Origin of the sequence: Achromobacter sp. DH1f (assembly GCF_000633435.1) — a bacterium.
GTDB lineage: Bacteria > Pseudomonadota > Gammaproteobacteria > Burkholderiales > Burkholderiaceae_B > Achromobacter > Achromobacter deleyi.
Genome location: NZ_AYMF01000036.1, coordinates 173,510 through 191,293 on the forward strand (window position 1 = coordinate 173,510; position 17,784 = coordinate 191,293).

The window sequence follows — 17,784 nt, forward strand, 5'->3', positions numbered from 1 at the left end:
GGAAGCGATGATAGATCATTTAGACCACTTGGTATTGACCACGACGAACGAGCAGGCGTGCGTGGATTTCTATGTCGGGCTGCTGGGCATGACGCTGGAAAGCTTCGGCCAGGGCCGCAAGGCGTTCAAGTTCGGCGAACAGAAAATCAATCTGCACGTCAAGGGCAAGGAATTCGAGCCCAAGGCGCATCTGCCCGTGCCCGGCGCGCTGGACCTGTGCTTCATCGCCGCCGTGCCGCTGGACACCGTGATCGCCACGCTGACCGAACGCGGCGCCACGATCATCGAAGGCCCGGTGATGCGCACGGGCGCCCACTATCCGATTCGATCGATCTACCTGCGCGACCCCGATCTGAACCTGATCGAGATTTCCGAGAGGGCCCAGTGATGACCGCGCGCGTTCGAACCACGGTAGGCTTCGTCGGACTGGGGCAGATGGGCAAGCCCATGGCCCTCAATCTGATCCACGACGATATCGACCTGCTGGTCACCGCCAAGACGCCCGAAGCCTATGGCGACCTGCGCGCACGCGGCGCCCGCATTGCCGACACGCTGGCCGATTTTCGGCATGCCGACATCGTCGTGCTGAGCCTGCCCGGCACCGACGCCGTGCGCGGCGTGTTGCAGGGCGAAGGCGGCCTGGCGTCGATCCTGAAGCCGGGCGCGATCGTCATCGACACGAGCACGATCGAGCACGGCGCCACGCTGCAATTGCACGACGATCTGGCCGATCGCGGCATCGGCTTTCTGGATGCTCCGGTGTCGGGGATGCAGGCGCGCGCCGAAGCAGGCACCTTGACCATCATGTGCGGGGGCGACCCGGGCCTGTTCGAAACGGTCAAGCCGCTGCTGCAGCGCATGGGCAATGACGTGCTGCACATGGGAACCGCCGGGACGGGGCAGTTGGCCAAGCTGGTCAACCAGCTGCTGTTCGACGTGAACTGTGCGGCGCTGGCGGAAATACTGCCGATGGCCTGCCGCATGGGCCTGGACCCGGAAAAGGCGGCCCATGTCATCAACAGTGGAACCGGCCGCAGCTACGCCTCGGAATTCTTCCTGCCACGCATTCTGCTGGGCCACTTCACCGATGGCTATCCGCTGCAAGCGGCCTACAAAGACCTGGTCAGCGCGGCCGAGCTGGGCGCGCGGCATTGCATCCCGATGCCGGTGCTGGCGGCCGCCACGGCCACCTATCAGGCGACCTTGCTGCGCGGGCATGGCGCCGCCGACAAGGGCGCCATGGTGCTGATGTACGAGGATCTGCTCAACGTTCGTTTCAGGAAAGGTGCGCGATGAATTTTCACTCCCAGCTGTTGCAGCGGGCCGAGCAAGGCCGGCCCCTGCGTGTGGGCATCATCGGCGCCGGCAAGTTCGGCTCGATGTACCTGGCTCAGGTGCCCCAGACCCCCGGCATCCACATGGTGGCCATTGCCGATCTGTCGCCCGCCAATGCGCATCGAAACCTGGAACGGATTCACTGGCCCAGCGAACGGGCCCAGGCGCGCTCGCTGGACGAGGCCGCCAAACTGGGCACGACGTTCGTGGGCGACGACTGGCAGGCGATGATCGCGCATCCGGGCATCGACATCGTCATCGAATGCACCGGCAACCCGATCGCTGCCGTCGAGCACTGCCTGGAAGCCTTCCGGCAGGGCAAGCACGTCATCAACGTCACGGTGGAAGCCGACGCCTTTTGCGGCCCGTTGCTGGCGCACCGGGCCATGCAGGCCGGGGTGGTCTATTCCCTGGCGTATGGCGACCAGCCCGGCCTGGCGTGCGAGTTGGTGGATTGGGCACGCACCTGCGGCTTTCCCATCGTGGCGGCGGGGCGCGGACACAAGTGGCTGCCCAAGTTCCGCGAATCCACGCCCGATACGGTCTGGGACCATTGGGGCGTCACCGCCGAGCAGGCGCGCATCGGCGGCATGAACCCGAAAATGTTCAATGCTTTCCTGGACGGCTCCAAGCCCGCCATCGAGAGCACGGCGATCGCCAACGCGACGGGGCTGCACGCACCCGCCAACGGCCTGAGCTTCCCGCCCGCATCGGTCGAACAGATTCCGACCGTCATGCGCCTGCGCAGCCAAGGCGGCGTGCTGGACCAGACCGGCGTGGTCGAAGTGGCATCGTCGCTGCATCCCGATGGCCGTTCGGTGGGGTACGACATCCGCAAGGGCGTCTGGGTGTGCGTCGAGGCGCCCAACGACTATATCGCCCGCTGCTTCAAGGAATACCAGGTGTTCACCGACCCGGAAGGGCGCTGCATGGTGCAGTACAAGAAGTGGCACCTGATCGGCCTGGAATTGGGCATCTCGGTGGCCAACGTCGGTTTGCGCGGCGAACCCACCGGCGTGGCGCGCTGCTTCAACGCCGACGTGGTCGCCACCGCCAAGCGAGACCTGAAGCCCGGTGAAGTGCTTGACGGAGAAGGGGGCTACACCGTGTTCGGCAAGCTGTTCCCGGCCCGCGACTCGGTGGCGCGGCGCAACGTGCCGCTGGGCCTGGCGCACGACCTGAAACTGATCCGGCCCGTGCCCAAGGACCAGCCCTTGACCTGGGACGACGTGCGGATCGACGACACCCTGACCGCCTACCGCGTACGCAAGGAAATGGAGCAGCTGTTTCCGCAGTCCTGAACGCCCCTGAATGTGCGCAGGCGCACGAAAAATAGAAACAGGGCGCGGGGCCGCCCTGGCAATCCCCAAGAGGAGACAACCCATGAAGATATCGGCTCTACGAGTCGCGGCGACGCTCGCCCTGACTCTCACGCAACCGGCGGTCGCGGCGGACAACGATTATCCGCGTCGCCCCGTCACCATCGTGGTGCCCAGCTCGCCGGCCGGGTCCACGGACATCGTCGCGCGCCTGCTGGGCGAGCAGCTGACCAAGGGGCTGGGCCAGCCGGTCATCGTGGAAAACCGGCCGGGCGCCAGCGGCAATATCGGCACGGAATACGTCGCCCGTGCGCCGGCAGACGGCTATACCCTGCTGCTGCAATACTCGGGCTATCACGTGGGCAACCCGGCACTGTTCAAGGATATCCGGTGGAAACCGGCGGACTTTGCACCGGTCGCCCTGGTCATGCGCGCCCCGCACGTCATCGCCGTGAGCGGCAAGCTGCCCGTCCATTCCCTGGCAGAGCTGATCGCCTATGCCAGGAAAGACAACCGGGGGCTGTTCTACGCCTCGTCGGGCAACGGATCGATCCAGCACATCGCGGGGGAAATGTTCGGCAGCGCCGCCGGGGTGCCGATGACCCACGTGCCCTACAAGGGCGCGGGGCCGGTCGTGGCCGACCTGATCAGCGGCCAGGTCGATATGTTCATCACCACGCCGCCCTCGGTCATCAGCCAGGTTCGCGCCGGCAAGCTCAAGGCGCTGGCCTACGCCGGCTCAATGCGCAATCCGTCGATGCCGGAGGTGCCCACCACGGCGCAGGCGGGGCTGGCCGGCTACGAAGTGGAGTCCTGGTTTGCGGTCTTTGCCCCGGCAAAAACCCCCAAGCCGGTGATCGACAGGCTGACCGACCAGCTGCGCAAGATCGTCGCCAGCGACGGCTACAGGAAGCAGATGGACGAACAGGGCGCCTTCGCGGCGTTCATGGGGCCGGACGAATTGGGTCAGTTCGTGGACCAGGAGCTGGCGACGTGGGCCCGGGTGATACGGGATAGCAATGTGACGACGCAGTAGGGGCGGGGGCTGGCGGCGCAGGCTGACGGCGGTCGTGGACAGGTCCACGGCGGTGACCCGGCGGCAGCGGCCGGCCAGCCGCAAGGGCGGCAACCCTGCTGCAGTACACAGAGCGCTCGCCCGAGCAGGGCGTCTTTGCCACGGCGATCGAAGGCGTGGCAATCCTGCGGTCCGACCGGCCCAAGCCGCCGGTGCACATGATCTCGCGGCCCGCCCTGTGCATCGTGGCGCAAGGGGCGAAATGGGCAACCTTCGGCACGAACCAATTGGAATACCGAGCGGGGCAGGCGCTTGTCGTCGGCATCGAAACGCCTTCTGTGGGACGGGTCTTCGAAGCCAGTCCGGGCCAGCCGTGCCTGGTGCTTGCGCTTGAACTGGACCTCGGGATCATCCGCAGCGTCATCGAAGAACTGGAGGACCCTCCCGTCCTGGCGGGAGACCCGGGCTGCGGCGTGTGGGTCGCCGATATCGGGGGCCCGTTGACCGATTGCGCCGTGCGGCTCGTTCGGTTGATGGATACGCCGAAAGCCATCCGGATGGTCTATCCGCTCATCATCCGCGAAATCTGCTATTGGTTGCTGGCCGGTCCGAAAGGGGGGGAGGTCGCGCGCCTTGCCTTGGCCAGCCCCTCACAAGGCGTGATCGCCGCCATGCATCGGCTGCGGATGAATTTCCGTACCCCCATGAAGATCGAAGATCTGGCGGACGTGGCGCAGGCTGATGTTCCTGGGCGGCATGAATGTCGAGAGCGCGGCCTTCACGGTGGGCTATGAAAGCCCATCCCAGTTCAGCCGTGAATATGTCCGCATGTTCGGCGCACCGCCCAAGCGGGATGTGAGCCGGATGAAGACCGTGCTGATGCAGCGGCAGGGTCCCGAAATGCCGGTCATGTAGCCGCGCCCGCTCGACGCCCGCAAAACAGGGCGCGCGCGGGCGGGGCCGGTCGGCCCGGCATCTTGGCACCGCTCAGGCCGCCTTGCGGTTGGTGATGAAGCCTTCCTGCTTGCCCAGCACGGCGGCGGGATGGTGCAGGTCTTCCTGCCAGAGCAACGATTCCATGAAGATGTTCAGGGGCTGATCCTGCACGGTCAGCTCGTACACATAGTCATCGTAGGATGCATGGTTGTGCACGGCCCAGCCCGGCGCCGACAGCATCAGGTCGCCGGCCTTCCACTCGTAGCGATTGCCCGCCACGCTGCTGTAGCCACTGCCCGAGAAGTAGTAGTTGATCGCGGCCGAGACGTGCCGATGCGGGCGGTCGATGATCTTCGGCGGCCGGATCGTCATGGTCGCGAAGAAGTTGGGGGTGATGCCGTTGAAGCGGCCGGTGGCGGGGTTGTAATACATATACAGGCGCCGGCCCACGTATTCCTTGCCCAGCGCTTCCAGCTTGTCCAGCTGCGGCTTGACCTGGTCCCACGCGAAATGCAGGGTGCGTGAATCCACCGCGGTCGGGTTGATCAGGGTTTCGTAGGGCATCAGCAGCCCGCCGTCGTCGTTGATGGGGAAGATGCCGAAGGGGTTGCGGCGGCGCGGGTCGTCGGACGCTTCGCGCTGGCCCGTGCCGGCGCGCGCGTTCATGTCCGGCTGTCCGTCGGTCACGTATACGTCCATGAACTGCAGCAGCGGCACGTTGGAATAGGTCAGGCGCACCTGCAGGTCCCGGCCGTCGTTGTAATGGCTGTACGGCGTGTAGCTGGGATGGTTCCAGACGTCATATTGCTTGAAAGCCACCTGCTTGCCGCCCACGTCGGTCACGCCCTGGCCGCGGATGCAGAAATTGACTTCCGTGGCGTTGTGGCGAAAGGGCAGAGTGCGCTCGCCGGGCTTGAGTACCGACAGGCGCACCTGGATGCCCGGCGCCATGCCGGGCGCGAATTCGCGCGCGTTCGGATGCGCGATCAACGATTCGCGGCGTCCCGAGGCCGGCAGCGGCGAGGCGGCCAGGCGCTCGACTTCGGCGTCGATCTCTTCCTTGGTCACCACGATGGGGGCCCACTGCGTGTTGTACGAAACGGGCGGTTCGCCGTTGCAATCAAGGAAGCGGCCGTTGAGTCGCTCGAATTCGCGGGTGTATTCGTTCATGGTTCGATCTCCGGGTGGGATGTTCGTAGCGGATCTGTGTATCGAGAGTCGGGCTGTCGGGGCACGCCAGCGGTATGACGTCGAGATTGCCGTGGTTGTCTGGCGGGCTCAGGCGCGTTGCGCCAGCGGCGTCGCGAAAAAGCGTGGCTTGCTCTTGACCGGCGCGGCAATGGCGCGGCCGGCGCCTTGGTCGCGGGCGCGTTGCAGGATTTCCACCCCCAGCGCCAGGTCGGACAGGCCCATGCCCATGGCTTTGAACAGCGTCAGGTCGGCGTCGGCCGGACGCCGCGCACCGTCGTGGATGCGTTGCGACAGGGTCTGCACCCCCTGCCAGTCTTCGCCGTAACGGGTACGGAACTCGCGCGACAGCCGCTGTGTGCTGGACAGGTCGTCGACGGCCACGACGTCGGCGCGGTCGAATACGTCCTGGCAGAATTCTTCGCGGTCGGGGGCGATGGCGCCGATGGCGTTCAGATGCGCGCCGCGTGCAAGCATGGCGGCGTCCACGAAGGGGGCGCTGGCGCGGGTCGCCACCGTGACCACGTCGGCGCCGTCGCAGGCGGCGGCCATGCTGCCGACGGCCGTGGCGCGCAGTCCGCACTCGGGAAAGGCCTCCTGGATGCGGGCGGCGAAGGCCTCGCGCGAGGCCGGCGTCGGACTGTAGACGCGTACCTCGTCAATGTTGCGCACGGCCAGCACGGCGGCGACTTGCGACAGGGCTTGCTTGCCGGTGCCGGCCATGGCCAGCACGCGCGCATCCGGCCGGGCCAGCCAATCGGTGGCGACGCCCGTGGTGCCGCCGGTGCGCAGGTTGCCCAGCGCGAAGGCCTCGATGATGGCGGCCAATTGCCCGTCGTCGGCATTCCACAGCAACAGCAGCGGGCAGGTGCCGCCCTCGGTGTGGGCCCACGTCTTGGTGCCCACGTAGTTCCCCAGCCGCGCGCCCAGCGCATGCAGATTGTTGTGGCCGAACTGCAGCATGGTTTTTGGCATGCTGGCTGCCAGGCCCTGGGCCTGCAGGCTGAGGCCGGTGCTCAGCGCGGGGATGGCCTCGGCCAGCGTCAGCAGCGAGGTGACCTGGGCTTCGGTGATCCACACGGGGTCCGTATTCGTCATCATTGATTTCCTTGCTTGGGGGGCGCGGGGGCGGCCGGCGAGGCGCCTGCCGGGGTGTCGGCGCCAAAGCCGTCTTCCCAGATCGAGGGAACCGGCGGGCGCAGACCGAAGGTATTGACCACCAGCGCGTGGGTGACATAGCGGCCGATCAGCATGGCAATGGCGACGGCCTGGCTGGCGGGCAGCAGCGTCGCCAGCGACTTGAAATCGTCCTGCGCCTGCAGGCCGCGGGTGCGCACCGCGGCCATGACGTAGCGCTGCACGGCGCGTTCCGGTTCGGACAGCAGCGCTGCCGTGTCGGGTTGCAGGCGTTCGACTTCCCGCACCCACTCGCGGCCCAGGCCCAGCCGCACGCACAGGCGTTCGTGCTGGTGGCGTTCGTAGGCGTTTTCCATCAGCGTGGCCGTGGTCAGCACCGTGGTCTCGGCCAGGTTGTCGGGCAGCGCGTCTTTCAGCGACTCGGTAAAGCGCATGAAGTCCAGCAGCACGTCAGGCGCGTGCGCACTGACCTGGAACAACTCTCCCAGGTAGCCCAGGCGGCGCACGCGCGGCGTCAGGTAGTCGGCCAGGTCGGGCCGCATGTCTTCGAGTTGCAAGCGGGCAATGGCGTGGCTCATGATCGTCAGTCGATGGTGATGTGATATTGGTCGGCCATCTGCTTCCACTTCACCAGTTCTTCGGCGATCTGTTTTTGCAGTTCAGGGCCGGTCAGGGTCTTGGGCACGAACAGGCGATCGGACAGCGCGGTCTGCGTGGCCTTGTCCTGCGCCAGCGCCATGAACTCCTTGCGCAGCTCGTCGACGATGGGTTGCGGGGTCTTCGCGGTCACGAAAAAACCCAGCCAGACGGCGAAGTCGTAGTCCTGAAAGCCGGGCAGCTCGGCCAGGGCCGGCACGTCGGGATGGAAGGGCACGCGATTCTTGGTGGCCACGGCCAGCAGGCGGATCTTGCCGGTCTTCAACTGCGGGCTGATGTTCGAGATGGCATTGAATATCACGGGCACCTGGCCGCCGATGCCGTCCGTCAGTGCGGGCGCGCAGCCCTTGTAGGGCACGTGGACCATGTCGATGCCGGCGCGATGCGCGAATTCCACGCCGGCGAAGTGCTGCGCCGTGCCGGTGCCGCAGGACGAAAAGCTGAGCGTGCCGGGATGGGCGCGGCCATAGGCGATCAGTTCCTGCACCGAATTGACCGGCAGCTTGGTGCTGACGGCCAGCGCCACCGGCGTTTCGGCGATGGCCATGATGGGCGTCAGGTCCTTTTGCAGATCGAATTTCTGCGCCACGCCCAGCGCGGCGTTCACCGTCATGGTGTTGTTGCCGATCAGGATGGTCTCGCCATTGGGGGCCGAGCGCGCCACGTAGTCGCTGGCGATGTTGCCCGATGCGCCCGCGCGGTTTTCCACCAGGAAAGTCTGCTTGAAGATATCGCCCAGCCGCGGCGACAGCATGCGGCCGATCACGTCCGTGCTGCCGCCGGGCGGGAAGGCCGAGATCATCGTCACCGGGTGCTCGGGATACCCGGCATGGGCGGCGCCGGCCAGCATCAAGGTCAGGCCAAGCCGCGCGGCCCAGTGGATGGCGCGGCGACGCGGGGATGGCTGCAGGCGGCGGGGGCGTTCCGTCATGGTTTGTCTCCTTGGGGGTGTGGGTTTTTGTTGCCCACTTCGTGTTGTGATTGCTGACCTCATCGTAGAATCGCAATCAACCTATGTATAGATTGATTTACAATCAATCAACTACCATGGTGATCGAACGCCGAAGAACCGCTACCGCCGGGCGCGCCGCGCTGCCGGCCAGGAAAAGCCGAAGTATGGAAAACCGACGCAAGAAGACGGCCACGCGGACGGCCGACGACAACGACCCGGCCGGCGGCACGCTGGTCGATGCGCGCACCGCCATCGAGCGCCTGGGGATCAAGATGCAGACCTTGTACGCCTACGTCAGCCGCGGCTGGGTGCGCGTCGTGCCCGCCGTGGGCGGCAAGGGCAACCTGTACTACGTGGAAGACCTGGACGCTTTGGCGGCGCGCGGGCGGGGCCGTTCCATGACCGGCGCGGGCGCCGAACGCATGATCCGCTGGGGCGGCAACGCCGTCATGCAGACCTCGATCACCGCCATCGGCCCCGATGGCCCGCGCTATCGCGGCAAGCCCGCGGCCGAACTGGTGCTGCACCATCGCACCTTCGAGGATTGCACCGAACTGCTCTGGAACGGCATGCTGCCCGACACCTCGGTGGCGTGGCAGCCCGCCCGGCCCGGCGCCGGCTTCCAGGCCCTGGCCGACGGCATCGTGCAGGTGGCGGCGCGCAATCACTCGCGCCGTCTGCTGTCGGTGGCGGTCGAGGCCTATGCGGCCAGCCTGGGCCGCAATCCCGAACTGGCGCTGGGCGCGCCCACCCTGGCCGCGCGCCAACTGATCCAGGCCATGGCCGCGGCCACCGGGCTGTTGACCTCCCGGCCCACCTATGCGCTGAACGAGGCGCCGCAATCGATCGCGCAGATCCTGGCCATCAACCTGCGCGTGGGCGACTCGCCCGAACACCTGCGCCTGCTGGATGCGGCCTTGATCCTGAGCGCCGACAACGAACTGGCGCCCGCCACGTTTGCCGCGCGCATCGCCGCGTCGGCAGCGGCCGACCTGTTCTCTTGCGTGACGACGGCGCTGGGCGCCTTCGAGGGCATGCTCACGGGGCTGGGTTGCGAACAGGCCGAGTCGGCGCTGGGCCAGGCGCGGTCGCGCGACGCCTATCTCGATCATCTGAAGAGCCTGCTGGCGCGCAAGAGCCCCGTGCCGGGGTTCGGGCATCCTATCTATCCCGACGGCGATCCGCGCGCCATCCTGCTCCTGGACCTGGTGCGAGAGGTCGCACCCGCCGGCCCGCGTGGCGAGCTGGCCTTGCAGGGGGTGGACCAAGCCAGCAATGAACTGGGCCTCAAGCCCAACTTGCCGCTGGCCCTGGCGGTTCTGGCGGCGGTGCTGGACGCGCCCGCAGGCGCGGCCGGCGCGCTGATGTCGGTGGGGCGCGCGGCAGGTTGGGTGGCGCATGCGCTGGAGCAGCGCCTGGCCGGCTTCCTGGTGCGGCCGCGCGCGCGGTACATCGGGCCGACGTAGGCGGGGGGGGGCCTTTGCGCGCGGCTTGCCAAGGCCCGTGCCGTCCGGTCCGCGTCAGTGGCCGCGCCCCAGCGCCTTGGTCATGGTCTTGGCGTATTCACGCGCCACGCGCGCATCGATCACGGCGACGTTGCCCGCCTTCACCGCGGCAATGGCCTCATCCAGCGCACGGGCCAGCTCCTGCGCGGTCTGTACCGGCCCCCAGCCCAGCGCCCCTTGCGCGCGCGCCATGCCGGCCAGATCGATCTCGGGTCCTTCGATGCGCTGGCCGATCCATTTGTTCTCCACCGGACGCGCGCGCATCTGCGCCACCTTTTCCTGGTGCACTTCGTCGTTGAAGAACGACCGGTTGTTGGCCACGATGACGAGCAGGCCAATGCCATAGCTGACAGCGGTCCACAGCGCCGTTGCGCCCATCAGAAAGTCGCCGTCGCCCAGCACCGCGACCGGCAATCGCGGCGTGCCGCGCAGACCCAGGGCCGCGCCGACCGCCATGCCCGGGCCCGAGCCGATGCCCCCGCCACCGTCATAGCCCAGGTAATCAAGGGGATGCGCCAGCGGATGCGCATCGCCGGGCCAGCCCAGGTTGGCGCGGATCAGGCAGGCCGGCGCATGGCGGCGCAGGCGCTGGCTGATCGTGCCGGCGAAGACGGCCAGCGACATGTCTTGGGCGGCGTCACCGGATTGCGCGGGCAGCGTGTCGGGCTCGGCGGGCAGGTCGGCCGCGGCCATGCGCGGATCGCCCAGGTCGCGCAGCGCGTCCAGCGTCTGTGCCACGAATTCGTCGGGGTCGCACAACAGATAGGTGTCTGCGCTGACCAGCGCCTGATGTTCGCCGCCAAAGCCGTTGTGCAGCACCTGGTCCAGCGATACCTGCATGACATGGGCCGGCACGTGTTCCGCACCCCAGGCCGAGCGTAGCGTGCCGGCCAGGTCCACCCAATCCAGGCTGAGCACCACGTCGGCCTCGCGCAGGGCCTGAAGGCCTTCGTCGGCCATGAAGAACGAAGGCGTGGTCCCGTGCAGCGGATGGCGCGTCGGAAACGCCGCGCCGACCTTGAAGTCGGTCAGCACCGTGGCGGCGCAGTGTTCGGCCAGTGCGACGCGGCGCTGCCAGTCGGCTTCGTCGCGCGACACCCGGCCCATCAGAATGACCGGCCGTCTGGCCGAATACAGCCGCTGCGCCGCGTCGCGTGCCAGACGGTCGGCGATGCCCGGGCGCGCGGGCGGCGCGTGGCGCGCCAGCGGCAGCAGGGGCGGGGCTTGCGTGCAAGGCGCTTCCTGCAGCGCGCTGTCAAAGCACACGTAGACCGGGCCTTGCGGCTGCATCGTGGCAATCTGCCGCGCGCGCAGCACCGCGTCGCGCGCGCCTTCCAGCGAAGAGGGCTCTGCATCCCATTTGACGAACGAGCGTACCAGCGCACCCTGGTCCTTCGAGGTGTGCAACCAGTCGATCCACGGACGGCGGCGCGCGGAGTCGACCGGCCCCGTGGCGCCGAACACCAGCACCGGCACACGGTCGCAATAGGCGTCGAAGATGGCCATCGAACCGTGCATCAGTCCCACGTTGGCGTGCAGGATCGCGCCCATGGGCCGGCCCGTCACCTTGGCATAGCCGTGCGCGATGGCGACGGCGTGTTCTTCGTGCAGCACCGTCAGCATCTTGGGCGATTCGTCGCCCAGGTAATTGACCAGGCTGTCGTGCAGGCCGCGGTAGCTGGCGCCCGGATTGAGCGCCACATACTCCAGGCCGAGGTGACGCATCAGCGCGGCCAGGTAGTCGCTGCCCCACTGGGGCGGGGGAGTGTCCGGGTGAGACGTGGCGTGCGTGGGAGTAGACATCGAAGGTTCAATCCAGGGTGACGTTGACATTCTTGATCTGCGTGAATTCCAGCAGCTCTTCCTTGCATTCCTCGCGGCCGACGCCCGACTGCTTGTAGCCGCCGAATGGCGCGCCGAGGAAGTGCGCCGAAGATCCATTGATCCATACGTAGCCGGCCTGCACGCGCGCCGCGGCGCGATGCGCGGTGCGCAGGTCGGTTGTCCAGATCGATGCGGTGAGGCCGTATTCCACGCCGTTGACCGCGGCGTACAGGTCTTCCTCGTTCGACCACTTCAGCACCGACAGCACCGGGCCGAAGATCTCCTCGCGCGCCACGCGCATGGTCGGGGTGACGTCGGCCAGAATGGTCGGCTCGACGAAGTAGCCCTGGGCCAGGGCGGGATCCTGGCTGCGCTGGCCGCCATGCGCCACCCGCGCGCCTTCGGCGACCGCCGAGTCCACATAGGACAGCGTCTTGTCCAGTTGCTGGCTCGACACCAGCGCGCCCATGGTCGTGCGCATGTCGGTGGGCAGGCCCGGCGTATGCAGTTCCCCGGTCAGCCTGACGATGCGCGCCAGCACGTCGTCGTGGATGGACTCGTGCAGGAACAGCCGGCTGGTCGACCCACACGACTGGCCGCACCAGGTGAAATTCATGCCACGCACCGCGCCCAGCGCCATCTTGTCCAGGTCGGCGTCGGGGTAGACGACCATCGCGTTCTTGCCGCCCAGTTCCAGCAGCACCTTCTTCAGGTCGTCCGCCGCTGTGCGCATCACCGCCTTGCCCGCATTGACGCTGCCGATCAGCGCCACCGCAGCCACGTCCGGATGCGCCGACAACGCGGCGCCCGTGTCGCGGTCGCCGGTCAGGCAGTTCAGCACGCCGGGCGGAAAGAGGTCGGCAATCAGTTCGAACAGCCGCAGCGTCGACAAGGGGGCCTGCTCGGGCGGTTTGACGATGACGGTGTTGCCGGCGGCCAGCGGGGCTGCGATCTTGCCGGCCGCGAACATGAACGGATGGTTGAACGGAATGATGCGCGCCACCACGCCCAGCGGCTCGCGCAGCGTGTAGTCCAGCGAGCCGTTCAGGGTGGGGATGGTCTCGCCCTTCAGCTCCATGACCAGGCCGGCGAAATACTCCAGCTGCGTGGCGGCGAACACCGCGTCGTCCTGCATTTGCTTGACCGGATTGCCGCAATCGACGGCATCGATCAAGGCCAGTTCCAGGCCATGCGCACGGATGACCGCCGCGGCCTGGCGCAGCAGCGCGGCGCGGGTCAGCGGCGGCGTTTCGCGCCATGATGCGAAGGCCTGCCTGGCTGCCGCCACCGCGGCATTGACGTCGGCGGCGTCGGCCACCGCATAGCGGCCCAGGTCGGCCTGCGTGCCAGGGCTGTGGCTATGCGCGTAGTTGCCGCTGCCGGGCGGGTGCCACGCGCCGCCGTAATACAGGTCGCGATGGGTGGGCAGGGCGTGGGGCACCTGCGCGGACAGGTCGGGACCCAGGTCGGTAGTGATCATCGATGTGCTCGCTGACGGGCCGGCTTGCGCGAAGGAATGCGGAGTGCGCGCGGACGGCGGGGGTGATGAAGAACGGATAGGCTATTCAGTGGATTGATAGCGGTCAATCTTGATTTGAAATCAATGTATAGCTGGAGGACGGCGGACGGCATGACGCGGCCAGGGATCCGGGCGCGGACGTGCTGGCCCGAGTCGACGACCAAGGCCAGCCGTTCGACGGCTATTCCGAGCGAAACAGGGAAGTGCCCGTCGTCCTGGACGAGACCCGGGTTTTCGAATGACGCCCGAGTATTCGCGAGATCCCTCTGTCGAGGCCACTTTCCCCCCGTTCAGGGTATCCCCCAATTAAATTCCTCTTGCGGAAAATCAATAGCCTATAGGACACTTTGTGTCATATCCGCATCCAAGCGGCGGACACAAGGGGAATGGCATGAAACGCAAGATCATGGCGGCCGCGCTGGCGTTGGCCGCGGGGCTGGGCGGCACGGCGCAGGCAGCTTTTCCGGATCATCCGGTCCGGCTGGTGGTGCCTTTCGGGGCCGGCGGCATCACGGATATCGTGGCGCGGCAGGTGGGCAAGGGCATGGGCGATGCGCTGGGCCAGAGCGTGGTGGTGGAAAACCGGCCGGGCGCGGGCGGGGTGATCGCCGCTCAGGTGGCGGCCACGGCGGCGCCTGACGGGTATACGATTTTCATGGGCACGGTGGGCACGCAGGTGGTGAACCCGCTGATCTACGCCAAGCTCAGCTACGACCCGGACAAGTTCGTGCCGGTGGGGCTGGTGTCCGGGTCGCCGTATCTGCTGGCGGTGCGCGGCGATCTGCCGGCGGCGAATTTCGGCGAGTTCGTGGCGTATGCCAAGGCGCATCCGGCCAAGCTGAATTTCGGGTCGGCGGGCACGGCCAGTTCGCCGCACCTGGGGCTGGAATTGCTGAAGCTGACCGCGGGCGTGGATATCGTGCACGTGCCGTTCAAGAGCGGCAGCGAGGCGGTCAATGCGGCCATCGGCGGGCAGGTGGATGTGGTGATGGACGCCAGCCCGGTGATCATGCCGCACGCGGCATCGGGCAAGCTGCGGGCGCTGGCGGTGGCCTCGGACCAGCGCTTGCCGTCGGCGCCGCAGGTGCCGTCGTCCAGCGAGGCCGGCGATGCCGCCTTGCAGATCAGTTCGTGGAATGCGTTTTTTGCGCCCGCGGGTACGCCGCCCGCGGTGCTGGAAAAGTTGAACGCGGCGCTGCGCCAGACACTGGCCTCGCCCGACCTGAAGGCGCGCCTGGCGGCGCAGGGCACGCAGCTGTACACCGGCGCGCCTGACGAATACGCGCGTTTCATCGCGGCCGAGAAGGCGAAGTGGGCCGAGATCGTGAAACGCGCCGATATCAAGATGGATTGACGATGGCAACGTCCGAGACGAACCCGATGATGCCGCAAATAGAGACTACGCCGATGCACACGGTGAACGAGACGACCCCGGCCCTGCATCCGCTGGCCGGCAAACCCCTGGAACTGGCGGACACGCTGCGCTCGGGCAACGCCTGGAAGATCCGGCTGGCCTGCGGTTTCATGGGCCTGGCGCTGACGCGCCGCACTTTCGACATCGTGCAGGGCGATCTGGAAACCGAGGCCTTTGGCCGCATCAATCCGTGGCGCCAGGTGCCGGCGCTGCTGACGCCGGAAGGCGAGTGGCTGGCCGAGTCGCAGGCGATCCTGTGGTATCTGGGCCGCGGCACGCCCTGGCTGCCGGAGGGCCGGCTGGAACAGGCGCAGGTGGCCAGCTGGCTGAGTTTCGAGCAGACCCAGCACATGCATGCGTACGCCCAGCCGCGGCTGTTGATCCATCTGCGCCGGACGGCGCGGGTGGACGACCCGGCCATGGTGCAGTGGCGCGCCATCGGCCTGCGCGCAGCGGCCTGGATGGATGCGCACCTGGCGGGCCGCTCATTCCTGGTGGGCGATGCGCCGACCATCGCGGACATTGCGCTGTACCCCTACACCAGCATGGCGGACGAGGGCGGCTACGACCTGTCCGCCTTTACCCATATCAGTGCCTGGCTGGCGCGCATGCGCGCCTTGCCGGGCTTTACGCCGTTGTTGGAAACGGCATAGAAAGGAGTCGAGATGGCCGATACGATGCACTTGGGCAAGGACGAATTGATACAGCGGGCGCAGGCCGACATGCAGCGCAAGCTGGATACGCCGGACTGGACGCTGCGCGAGCGCCTGGCGCTGACCTGCCGCATTCTGTTCGACGGCGGGCACGATTCGGGCCTGGCGGGCCAGATCACGGCGCGCGCGCCGGAGCCCAACCGTTATTACACGCAGCGCCTGGGCCTGGGGTTTGACGAGATCACGGCGGGCAACCTGCTGGTGGTGGACGAAGACCTGCAGGTGCAGGAAGGCGGCGGCATGCCGAATCCGGCCAACCGCTTTCATTCGTGGATCTACCGGGCGCGGCCGGACGTGAACTGCATCATCCACACGCACCCGCTGCATGCCGCGTCGCTGTCGATGCTGGAAGTGCCGCTGGAAGTCTCGCACATGGACAACTGCCCGCTGTATGGCGACGTGGCGTTCCTGAAGGACTGGCCGGGCGTGCCGGTGGGCAACGAGGAAGGCGTGATCATCTCGGGCGCGCTGGGCGACAAGCGCGCGATTCTGCTGTCGCACCACGGCATGCTGGTGGCGGCGGGCACGGTGGAAGAGGCCTGCGTGCTGGCATTGCAGTTCGAACGCGCCGCGCGCATGCAGCTGCTGGCGATGGCGGCGGGCAAGATCCAGCCGATTCCGCCGGCGCTGGGCCACGAGGCGCACGACTGGATCCTGACGCCCAAGCGTTCGCAGGTGGGTTTTGCGTATTACGCGCGGCGGGCACTGCGCCAGCATCCCGACGTGCTGGGCTGAAACTCGACGAAGCCGTCGGTTTAGGGCATGCTTACCGGTCGTTACCGTGCCCTTTGCCGCCCATGATCGACCTGCCTCACCGTTTGCGCACGTTGCGTCGCCAGCAGTCCCTGTCCCTGGAACAGCTGGGCGAACGCACGGGCCTGACCAAAAGTTATCTCTCCAAGCTCGAACGCGGGTTGAGCGAGCCGTCGATTTCGACCGTGCTGCGCCTGGCTGAAGCCTATGGCGTGGGGGTGTCGCAATTGGTGGGCGGGGGCGACGGCGAAGCGCAGGACGAGGTCGTGAGCCTGGTGCGCGTGGCCGACCGCGAGGTCCTGCAACGCCGCGGCCTGGGTAGCGAATACCACTACGAGTCGCTGGCCGGGCGCCGCAAGGTCAAGGCCATGGAGCCCTTCCTGGTGCATCCGCCGCGCGAATTTCCCGATGCCTCGGCGGTGTTTCCGCACCCGGGCGAGGAATTCCTGCTGGTGCTCAAGGGCGCCATCGAGGTGCAGGTGGGCGAACGCGAGTTTCGCCTGGATGCCGGCGATTCGCTCTATTTCGATTCCGAACTGCCGCATCGCATGCGCACGGTCAGCCGCGGCGCGGCCGAAGTGCTGGTGGTGGCGGCGCATTGATTTCCAAGGAAAGCGCTTTGAAGCACGATCAATCGCGGCTGGTCCGCATCGATGCCGGCCCCATGAAGAACCCGGTGCCGGGCAAGCCCAAGCGGCCGATTTCCGGCGATGCGGCGTTTCGCACCGTGACGGCCTTTGAAGGCAACGCGGGCCGCGCCGAAGCCGGCGTGTGGGAAAGCACGGCGGGCAGCTTCCAGTCCAACACCACGGGCTACATCGAATTCGGCTACATCGTCGAAGGCGCGGCGCGCCTGGTCGACCCGGACGGCACGGTGCACGCGCTGACCGTGGGCGAGGCCTTCGTGATGCCGGAAGGCTATACCGGCCGCTGGGAAGTGGATACGTTCGTCAAGAAGATCTATTTCATCAGCCGCACGGCGTAAGGTCTGGCTACGGCGGCGTCGGCCGCTGCGGATACGCCGACGTGCCGAAGGTATTGCCCATGCGGTTGCCGATGGTGGCCGGCGTGGGCAGGCCCATCTGGTTGGGCGGCTTTTGCGTGATGGCCTCGGACCCCAGCGTGGCCGGCGGCTTGGGCGCGGCGTCGGGCGCCATCTTCTGGTTCAGGCAGTCATACGACAGCGCGCGGTAGCCGTTGACCTCGGTGTCGATGCAGGCGCCGGGGGCGGGCTTGGGCGGGGTTGCCGTGGACGCGGCGGGCGCCACGGGCTGCGGCTGCGCCGGGGCTTGGGCCCAGGCCGCCAGGGGCGGGGCCGCCAGCGCCGCCAGCAACAGCAGGCAGGCGCGATCCGGAATCAGGCTGAATGGGCGCATGCGGGTTCCTTGGAAAAGGCCCGGCGGCCAGTTGCCGCCATGCAATCAGTATAGGGACGGATAACGCCGCGCAGGTGACGTTTGCGTGGCGGCGGGACGGCACGCGTGTGTGGCGTGTCACGATTACGTCATTCTCGCACC

General features: G+C 67.2%; 19 protein-coding genes. 12 read left to right on the forward strand and 7 right to left on the reverse strand.

Annotation, left to right across the window (positions count from 1 at the left end):
• Nucleotides 1–7: 7 nt before the first annotated feature.
• The 6 genes from U858_RS0129175 (at nucleotide 8) to U858_RS36550 (ending at nucleotide 4,584) form a co-directional block, all read left to right on the forward strand.
• Complete coding sequence (locus U858_RS0129175; RefSeq protein WP_025140652.1) at nucleotides 8–388, forward strand: VOC family protein; 381 nt, start codon at nucleotides 8–10, stop codon at nucleotides 386–388.
• Nucleotides 388–1,296, forward strand: a complete 909-nt coding sequence (locus U858_RS0129180; protein WP_025140653.1) for an NAD(P)-dependent oxidoreductase — start codon at nucleotides 388–390, stop codon at nucleotides 1,294–1,296. The genes U858_RS0129175 and U858_RS0129180 overlap by 1 nt, the downstream gene beginning before the upstream one ends.
• The gene (locus U858_RS0129185) at nucleotides 1,293–2,636 is read left to right on the forward strand and encodes an NAD(P)H-dependent oxidoreductase (protein ID WP_025140654.1); all 1,344 of its coding nucleotides are present in this window, start codon (nucleotides 1,293–1,295) and stop codon (nucleotides 2,634–2,636) included. The genes U858_RS0129180 and U858_RS0129185 overlap by 4 nt, the downstream gene beginning before the upstream one ends.
• A gap of 82 nt (nucleotides 2,637–2,718) precedes the next feature.
• Nucleotides 2,719–3,690, forward strand: a complete 972-nt coding sequence (locus tag U858_RS0129190) for a tripartite tricarboxylate transporter substrate binding protein (RefSeq protein ID WP_025140655.1) — start codon at nucleotides 2,719–2,721, stop codon at nucleotides 3,688–3,690.
• Nucleotides 3,691–3,845: 155 nt separating this feature from the next.
• Nucleotides 3,846–4,463 carry an AraC family transcriptional regulator gene (locus U858_RS33985; protein ID WP_232786626.1) on the forward strand — a complete coding sequence of 206 codons (618 nt, stop codon included), beginning with the start codon at nucleotides 3,846–3,848 and terminating at the stop codon, nucleotides 4,461–4,463.
• Nucleotides 4,426–4,584, forward strand: coding sequence for a hypothetical protein (locus tag U858_RS36550; RefSeq protein ID WP_369797747.1), 159 nt, complete (start codon nucleotides 4,426–4,428; stop codon nucleotides 4,582–4,584). The genes U858_RS33985 and U858_RS36550 overlap by 38 nt, the downstream gene beginning before the upstream one ends.
• A gap of 72 nt (nucleotides 4,585–4,656) precedes the next feature.
• Here the strand turns inward: U858_RS36550 and U858_RS0129200 are convergent, their stop codons facing one another.
• From U858_RS0129200 to U858_RS0129215, 4 genes are all read right to left on the reverse strand, one after another.
• On the reverse strand, nucleotides 4,657–5,775 hold the full coding sequence (locus U858_RS0129200; RefSeq protein ID WP_025140656.1) for a cupin domain-containing protein: 1,119 nt from the start codon (nucleotides 5,773–5,775) through the stop codon (nucleotides 4,657–4,659).
• A 108-nt stretch (nucleotides 5,776–5,883) separates the two neighbouring features.
• Nucleotides 5,884–6,891 (reverse strand): ornithine cyclodeaminase family protein, encoded by a 1,008-nt coding sequence (locus U858_RS0129205; RefSeq protein WP_025140657.1) that lies wholly within the window; start codon nucleotides 6,889–6,891, stop codon nucleotides 5,884–5,886.
• The gene (locus U858_RS0129210) at nucleotides 6,891–7,508 is read right to left on the reverse strand and encodes a hypothetical protein (protein WP_025140658.1); all 618 of its coding nucleotides are present in this window, start codon (nucleotides 7,506–7,508) and stop codon (nucleotides 6,891–6,893) included. Before U858_RS0129210 ends, U858_RS0129205 begins: the two co-directional genes overlap by 1 nt.
• A gap of 5 nt (nucleotides 7,509–7,513) precedes the next feature.
• Nucleotides 7,514–8,518: a tripartite tricarboxylate transporter substrate binding protein gene (locus tag U858_RS0129215; RefSeq protein WP_025140659.1), complete on the reverse strand. Its 1,005-nt coding sequence runs from the start codon at nucleotides 8,516–8,518 to the stop codon at nucleotides 7,514–7,516.
• A 185-nt stretch (nucleotides 8,519–8,703) separates the two neighbouring features.
• Between U858_RS0129215 and U858_RS0129220 the strand changes: the two genes are divergently transcribed.
• Entirely contained in the window at nucleotides 8,704–10,005 is a 1,302-nt protein-coding gene (locus U858_RS0129220; protein WP_025140660.1) for a citrate/2-methylcitrate synthase, read from the forward strand.
• A gap of 54 nt (nucleotides 10,006–10,059) precedes the next feature.
• Here U858_RS0129220 and U858_RS0129225 read toward each other — a convergent pair whose 3' ends face one another.
• Entirely contained in the window at nucleotides 10,060–11,847 is a 1,788-nt protein-coding gene (locus U858_RS0129225) for a thiamine pyrophosphate-binding protein (RefSeq protein WP_025140661.1), read from the reverse strand.
• A gap of 7 nt (nucleotides 11,848–11,854) precedes the next feature.
• Complete coding sequence (locus U858_RS0129230; RefSeq protein ID WP_025140662.1) at nucleotides 11,855–13,348, reverse strand: aldehyde dehydrogenase family protein; 1,494 nt, start codon at nucleotides 13,346–13,348, stop codon at nucleotides 11,855–11,857.
• Nucleotides 13,349–13,778: 430 nt separating this feature from the next.
• Between U858_RS0129230 and U858_RS0129235 the strand changes: the two genes are divergently transcribed.
• The 5 genes from U858_RS0129235 to U858_RS0129255 all read left to right on the forward strand — a co-directional run bounded on the left by U858_RS0129235 (nucleotide 13,779) and on the right by U858_RS0129255 (nucleotide 17,252).
• Nucleotides 13,779–14,741 carry a tripartite tricarboxylate transporter substrate binding protein gene (locus U858_RS0129235; protein ID WP_025140663.1) on the forward strand — a complete coding sequence of 321 codons (963 nt, stop codon included), beginning with the start codon at nucleotides 13,779–13,781 and terminating at the stop codon, nucleotides 14,739–14,741.
• 53 nt (nucleotides 14,742–14,794) lie between these two features.
• Entirely contained in the window at nucleotides 14,795–15,454 is a 660-nt protein-coding gene (locus tag U858_RS0129240; RefSeq protein ID WP_029954464.1) for a glutathione S-transferase family protein, read from the forward strand.
• 12 nt (nucleotides 15,455–15,466) lie between these two features.
• Nucleotides 15,467–16,249, forward strand: a complete 783-nt coding sequence (locus U858_RS0129245; RefSeq protein ID WP_025140665.1) for an aldolase — start codon at nucleotides 15,467–15,469, stop codon at nucleotides 16,247–16,249.
• A 62-nt stretch (nucleotides 16,250–16,311) separates the two neighbouring features.
• On the forward strand, nucleotides 16,312–16,869 hold the full coding sequence (locus U858_RS0129250; protein ID WP_025140666.1) for a helix-turn-helix domain-containing protein: 558 nt from the start codon (nucleotides 16,312–16,314) through the stop codon (nucleotides 16,867–16,869).
• A gap of 17 nt (nucleotides 16,870–16,886) precedes the next feature.
• The gene (locus U858_RS0129255; protein ID WP_025140667.1) at nucleotides 16,887–17,252 is read left to right on the forward strand and encodes a cupin domain-containing protein; all 366 of its coding nucleotides are present in this window, start codon (nucleotides 16,887–16,889) and stop codon (nucleotides 17,250–17,252) included.
• 7 nt (nucleotides 17,253–17,259) lie between these two features.
• Here U858_RS0129255 and U858_RS0129260 read toward each other — a convergent pair whose 3' ends face one another.
• Nucleotides 17,260–17,643, reverse strand: coding sequence for a hypothetical protein (locus tag U858_RS0129260; RefSeq protein WP_025140668.1), 384 nt, complete (start codon nucleotides 17,641–17,643; stop codon nucleotides 17,260–17,262).
• Between the last annotated feature and the right edge of the window lie 141 nt (nucleotides 17,644–17,784).

What these genes read in the sequence shown, in the direction of transcription:
- U858_RS0129205 (WP_025140657.1), bottom strand. Translation starts at nt 6,891, where the DNA reads ATGACGAATACGGACCCCGTGTGGATCACCGAAGCCCAGGTCACCTCG.
- U858_RS0129210 (WP_025140658.1), bottom strand. Translation starts at nt 7,508, where the DNA reads ATGAGCCACGCCATTGCCCGCTTGCAACTCGAAGACATGCGGCCCGAC.
- U858_RS0129235 (WP_025140663.1), top strand. Translation starts at nt 13,779, where the DNA reads ATGAAACGCAAGATCATGGCGGCCGCGCTGGCGTTGGCCGCGGGGCTG.
- U858_RS36550 (WP_369797747.1), top strand. Translation starts at nt 4,426, where the DNA reads ATGAATGTCGAGAGCGCGGCCTTCACGGTGGGCTATGAAAGCCCATCC.
- U858_RS0129220 (WP_025140660.1), top strand. Translation starts at nt 8,704, where the DNA reads ATGGAAAACCGACGCAAGAAGACGGCCACGCGGACGGCCGACGACAAC.
- U858_RS0129215 (WP_025140659.1), bottom strand. Translation starts at nt 8,518, where the DNA reads ATGACGGAACGCCCCCGCCGCCTGCAGCCATCCCCGCGTCGCCGCGCC.
- U858_RS0129240 (WP_029954464.1), top strand. Translation starts at nt 14,795, where the DNA reads ATGCACACGGTGAACGAGACGACCCCGGCCCTGCATCCGCTGGCCGGC.
- U858_RS0129180 (WP_025140653.1), top strand. Translation starts at nt 388, where the DNA reads ATGACCGCGCGCGTTCGAACCACGGTAGGCTTCGTCGGACTGGGGCAG.
- U858_RS0129250 (WP_025140666.1), top strand. Translation starts at nt 16,312, where the DNA reads ATGATCGACCTGCCTCACCGTTTGCGCACGTTGCGTCGCCAGCAGTCC.
- U858_RS0129245 (WP_025140665.1), top strand. Translation starts at nt 15,467, where the DNA reads ATGGCCGATACGATGCACTTGGGCAAGGACGAATTGATACAGCGGGCG.
- U858_RS0129175 (WP_025140652.1), top strand. Translation starts at nt 8, where the DNA reads ATGATAGATCATTTAGACCACTTGGTATTGACCACGACGAACGAGCAG.
- U858_RS0129260 (WP_025140668.1), bottom strand. Translation starts at nt 17,643, where the DNA reads ATGCGCCCATTCAGCCTGATTCCGGATCGCGCCTGCCTGCTGTTGCTG.
- U858_RS0129225 (WP_025140661.1), bottom strand. Translation starts at nt 11,847, where the DNA reads ATGTCTACTCCCACGCACGCCACGTCTCACCCGGACACTCCCCCGCCC.
- U858_RS0129230 (WP_025140662.1), bottom strand. Translation starts at nt 13,348, where the DNA reads ATGATCACTACCGACCTGGGTCCCGACCTGTCCGCGCAGGTGCCCCAC.
- U858_RS0129185 (WP_025140654.1), top strand. Translation starts at nt 1,293, where the DNA reads ATGAATTTTCACTCCCAGCTGTTGCAGCGGGCCGAGCAAGGCCGGCCC.
- U858_RS0129190 (WP_025140655.1), top strand. Translation starts at nt 2,719, where the DNA reads ATGAAGATATCGGCTCTACGAGTCGCGGCGACGCTCGCCCTGACTCTC.
- U858_RS0129200 (WP_025140656.1), bottom strand. Translation starts at nt 5,775, where the DNA reads ATGAACGAATACACCCGCGAATTCGAGCGACTCAACGGCCGCTTCCTT.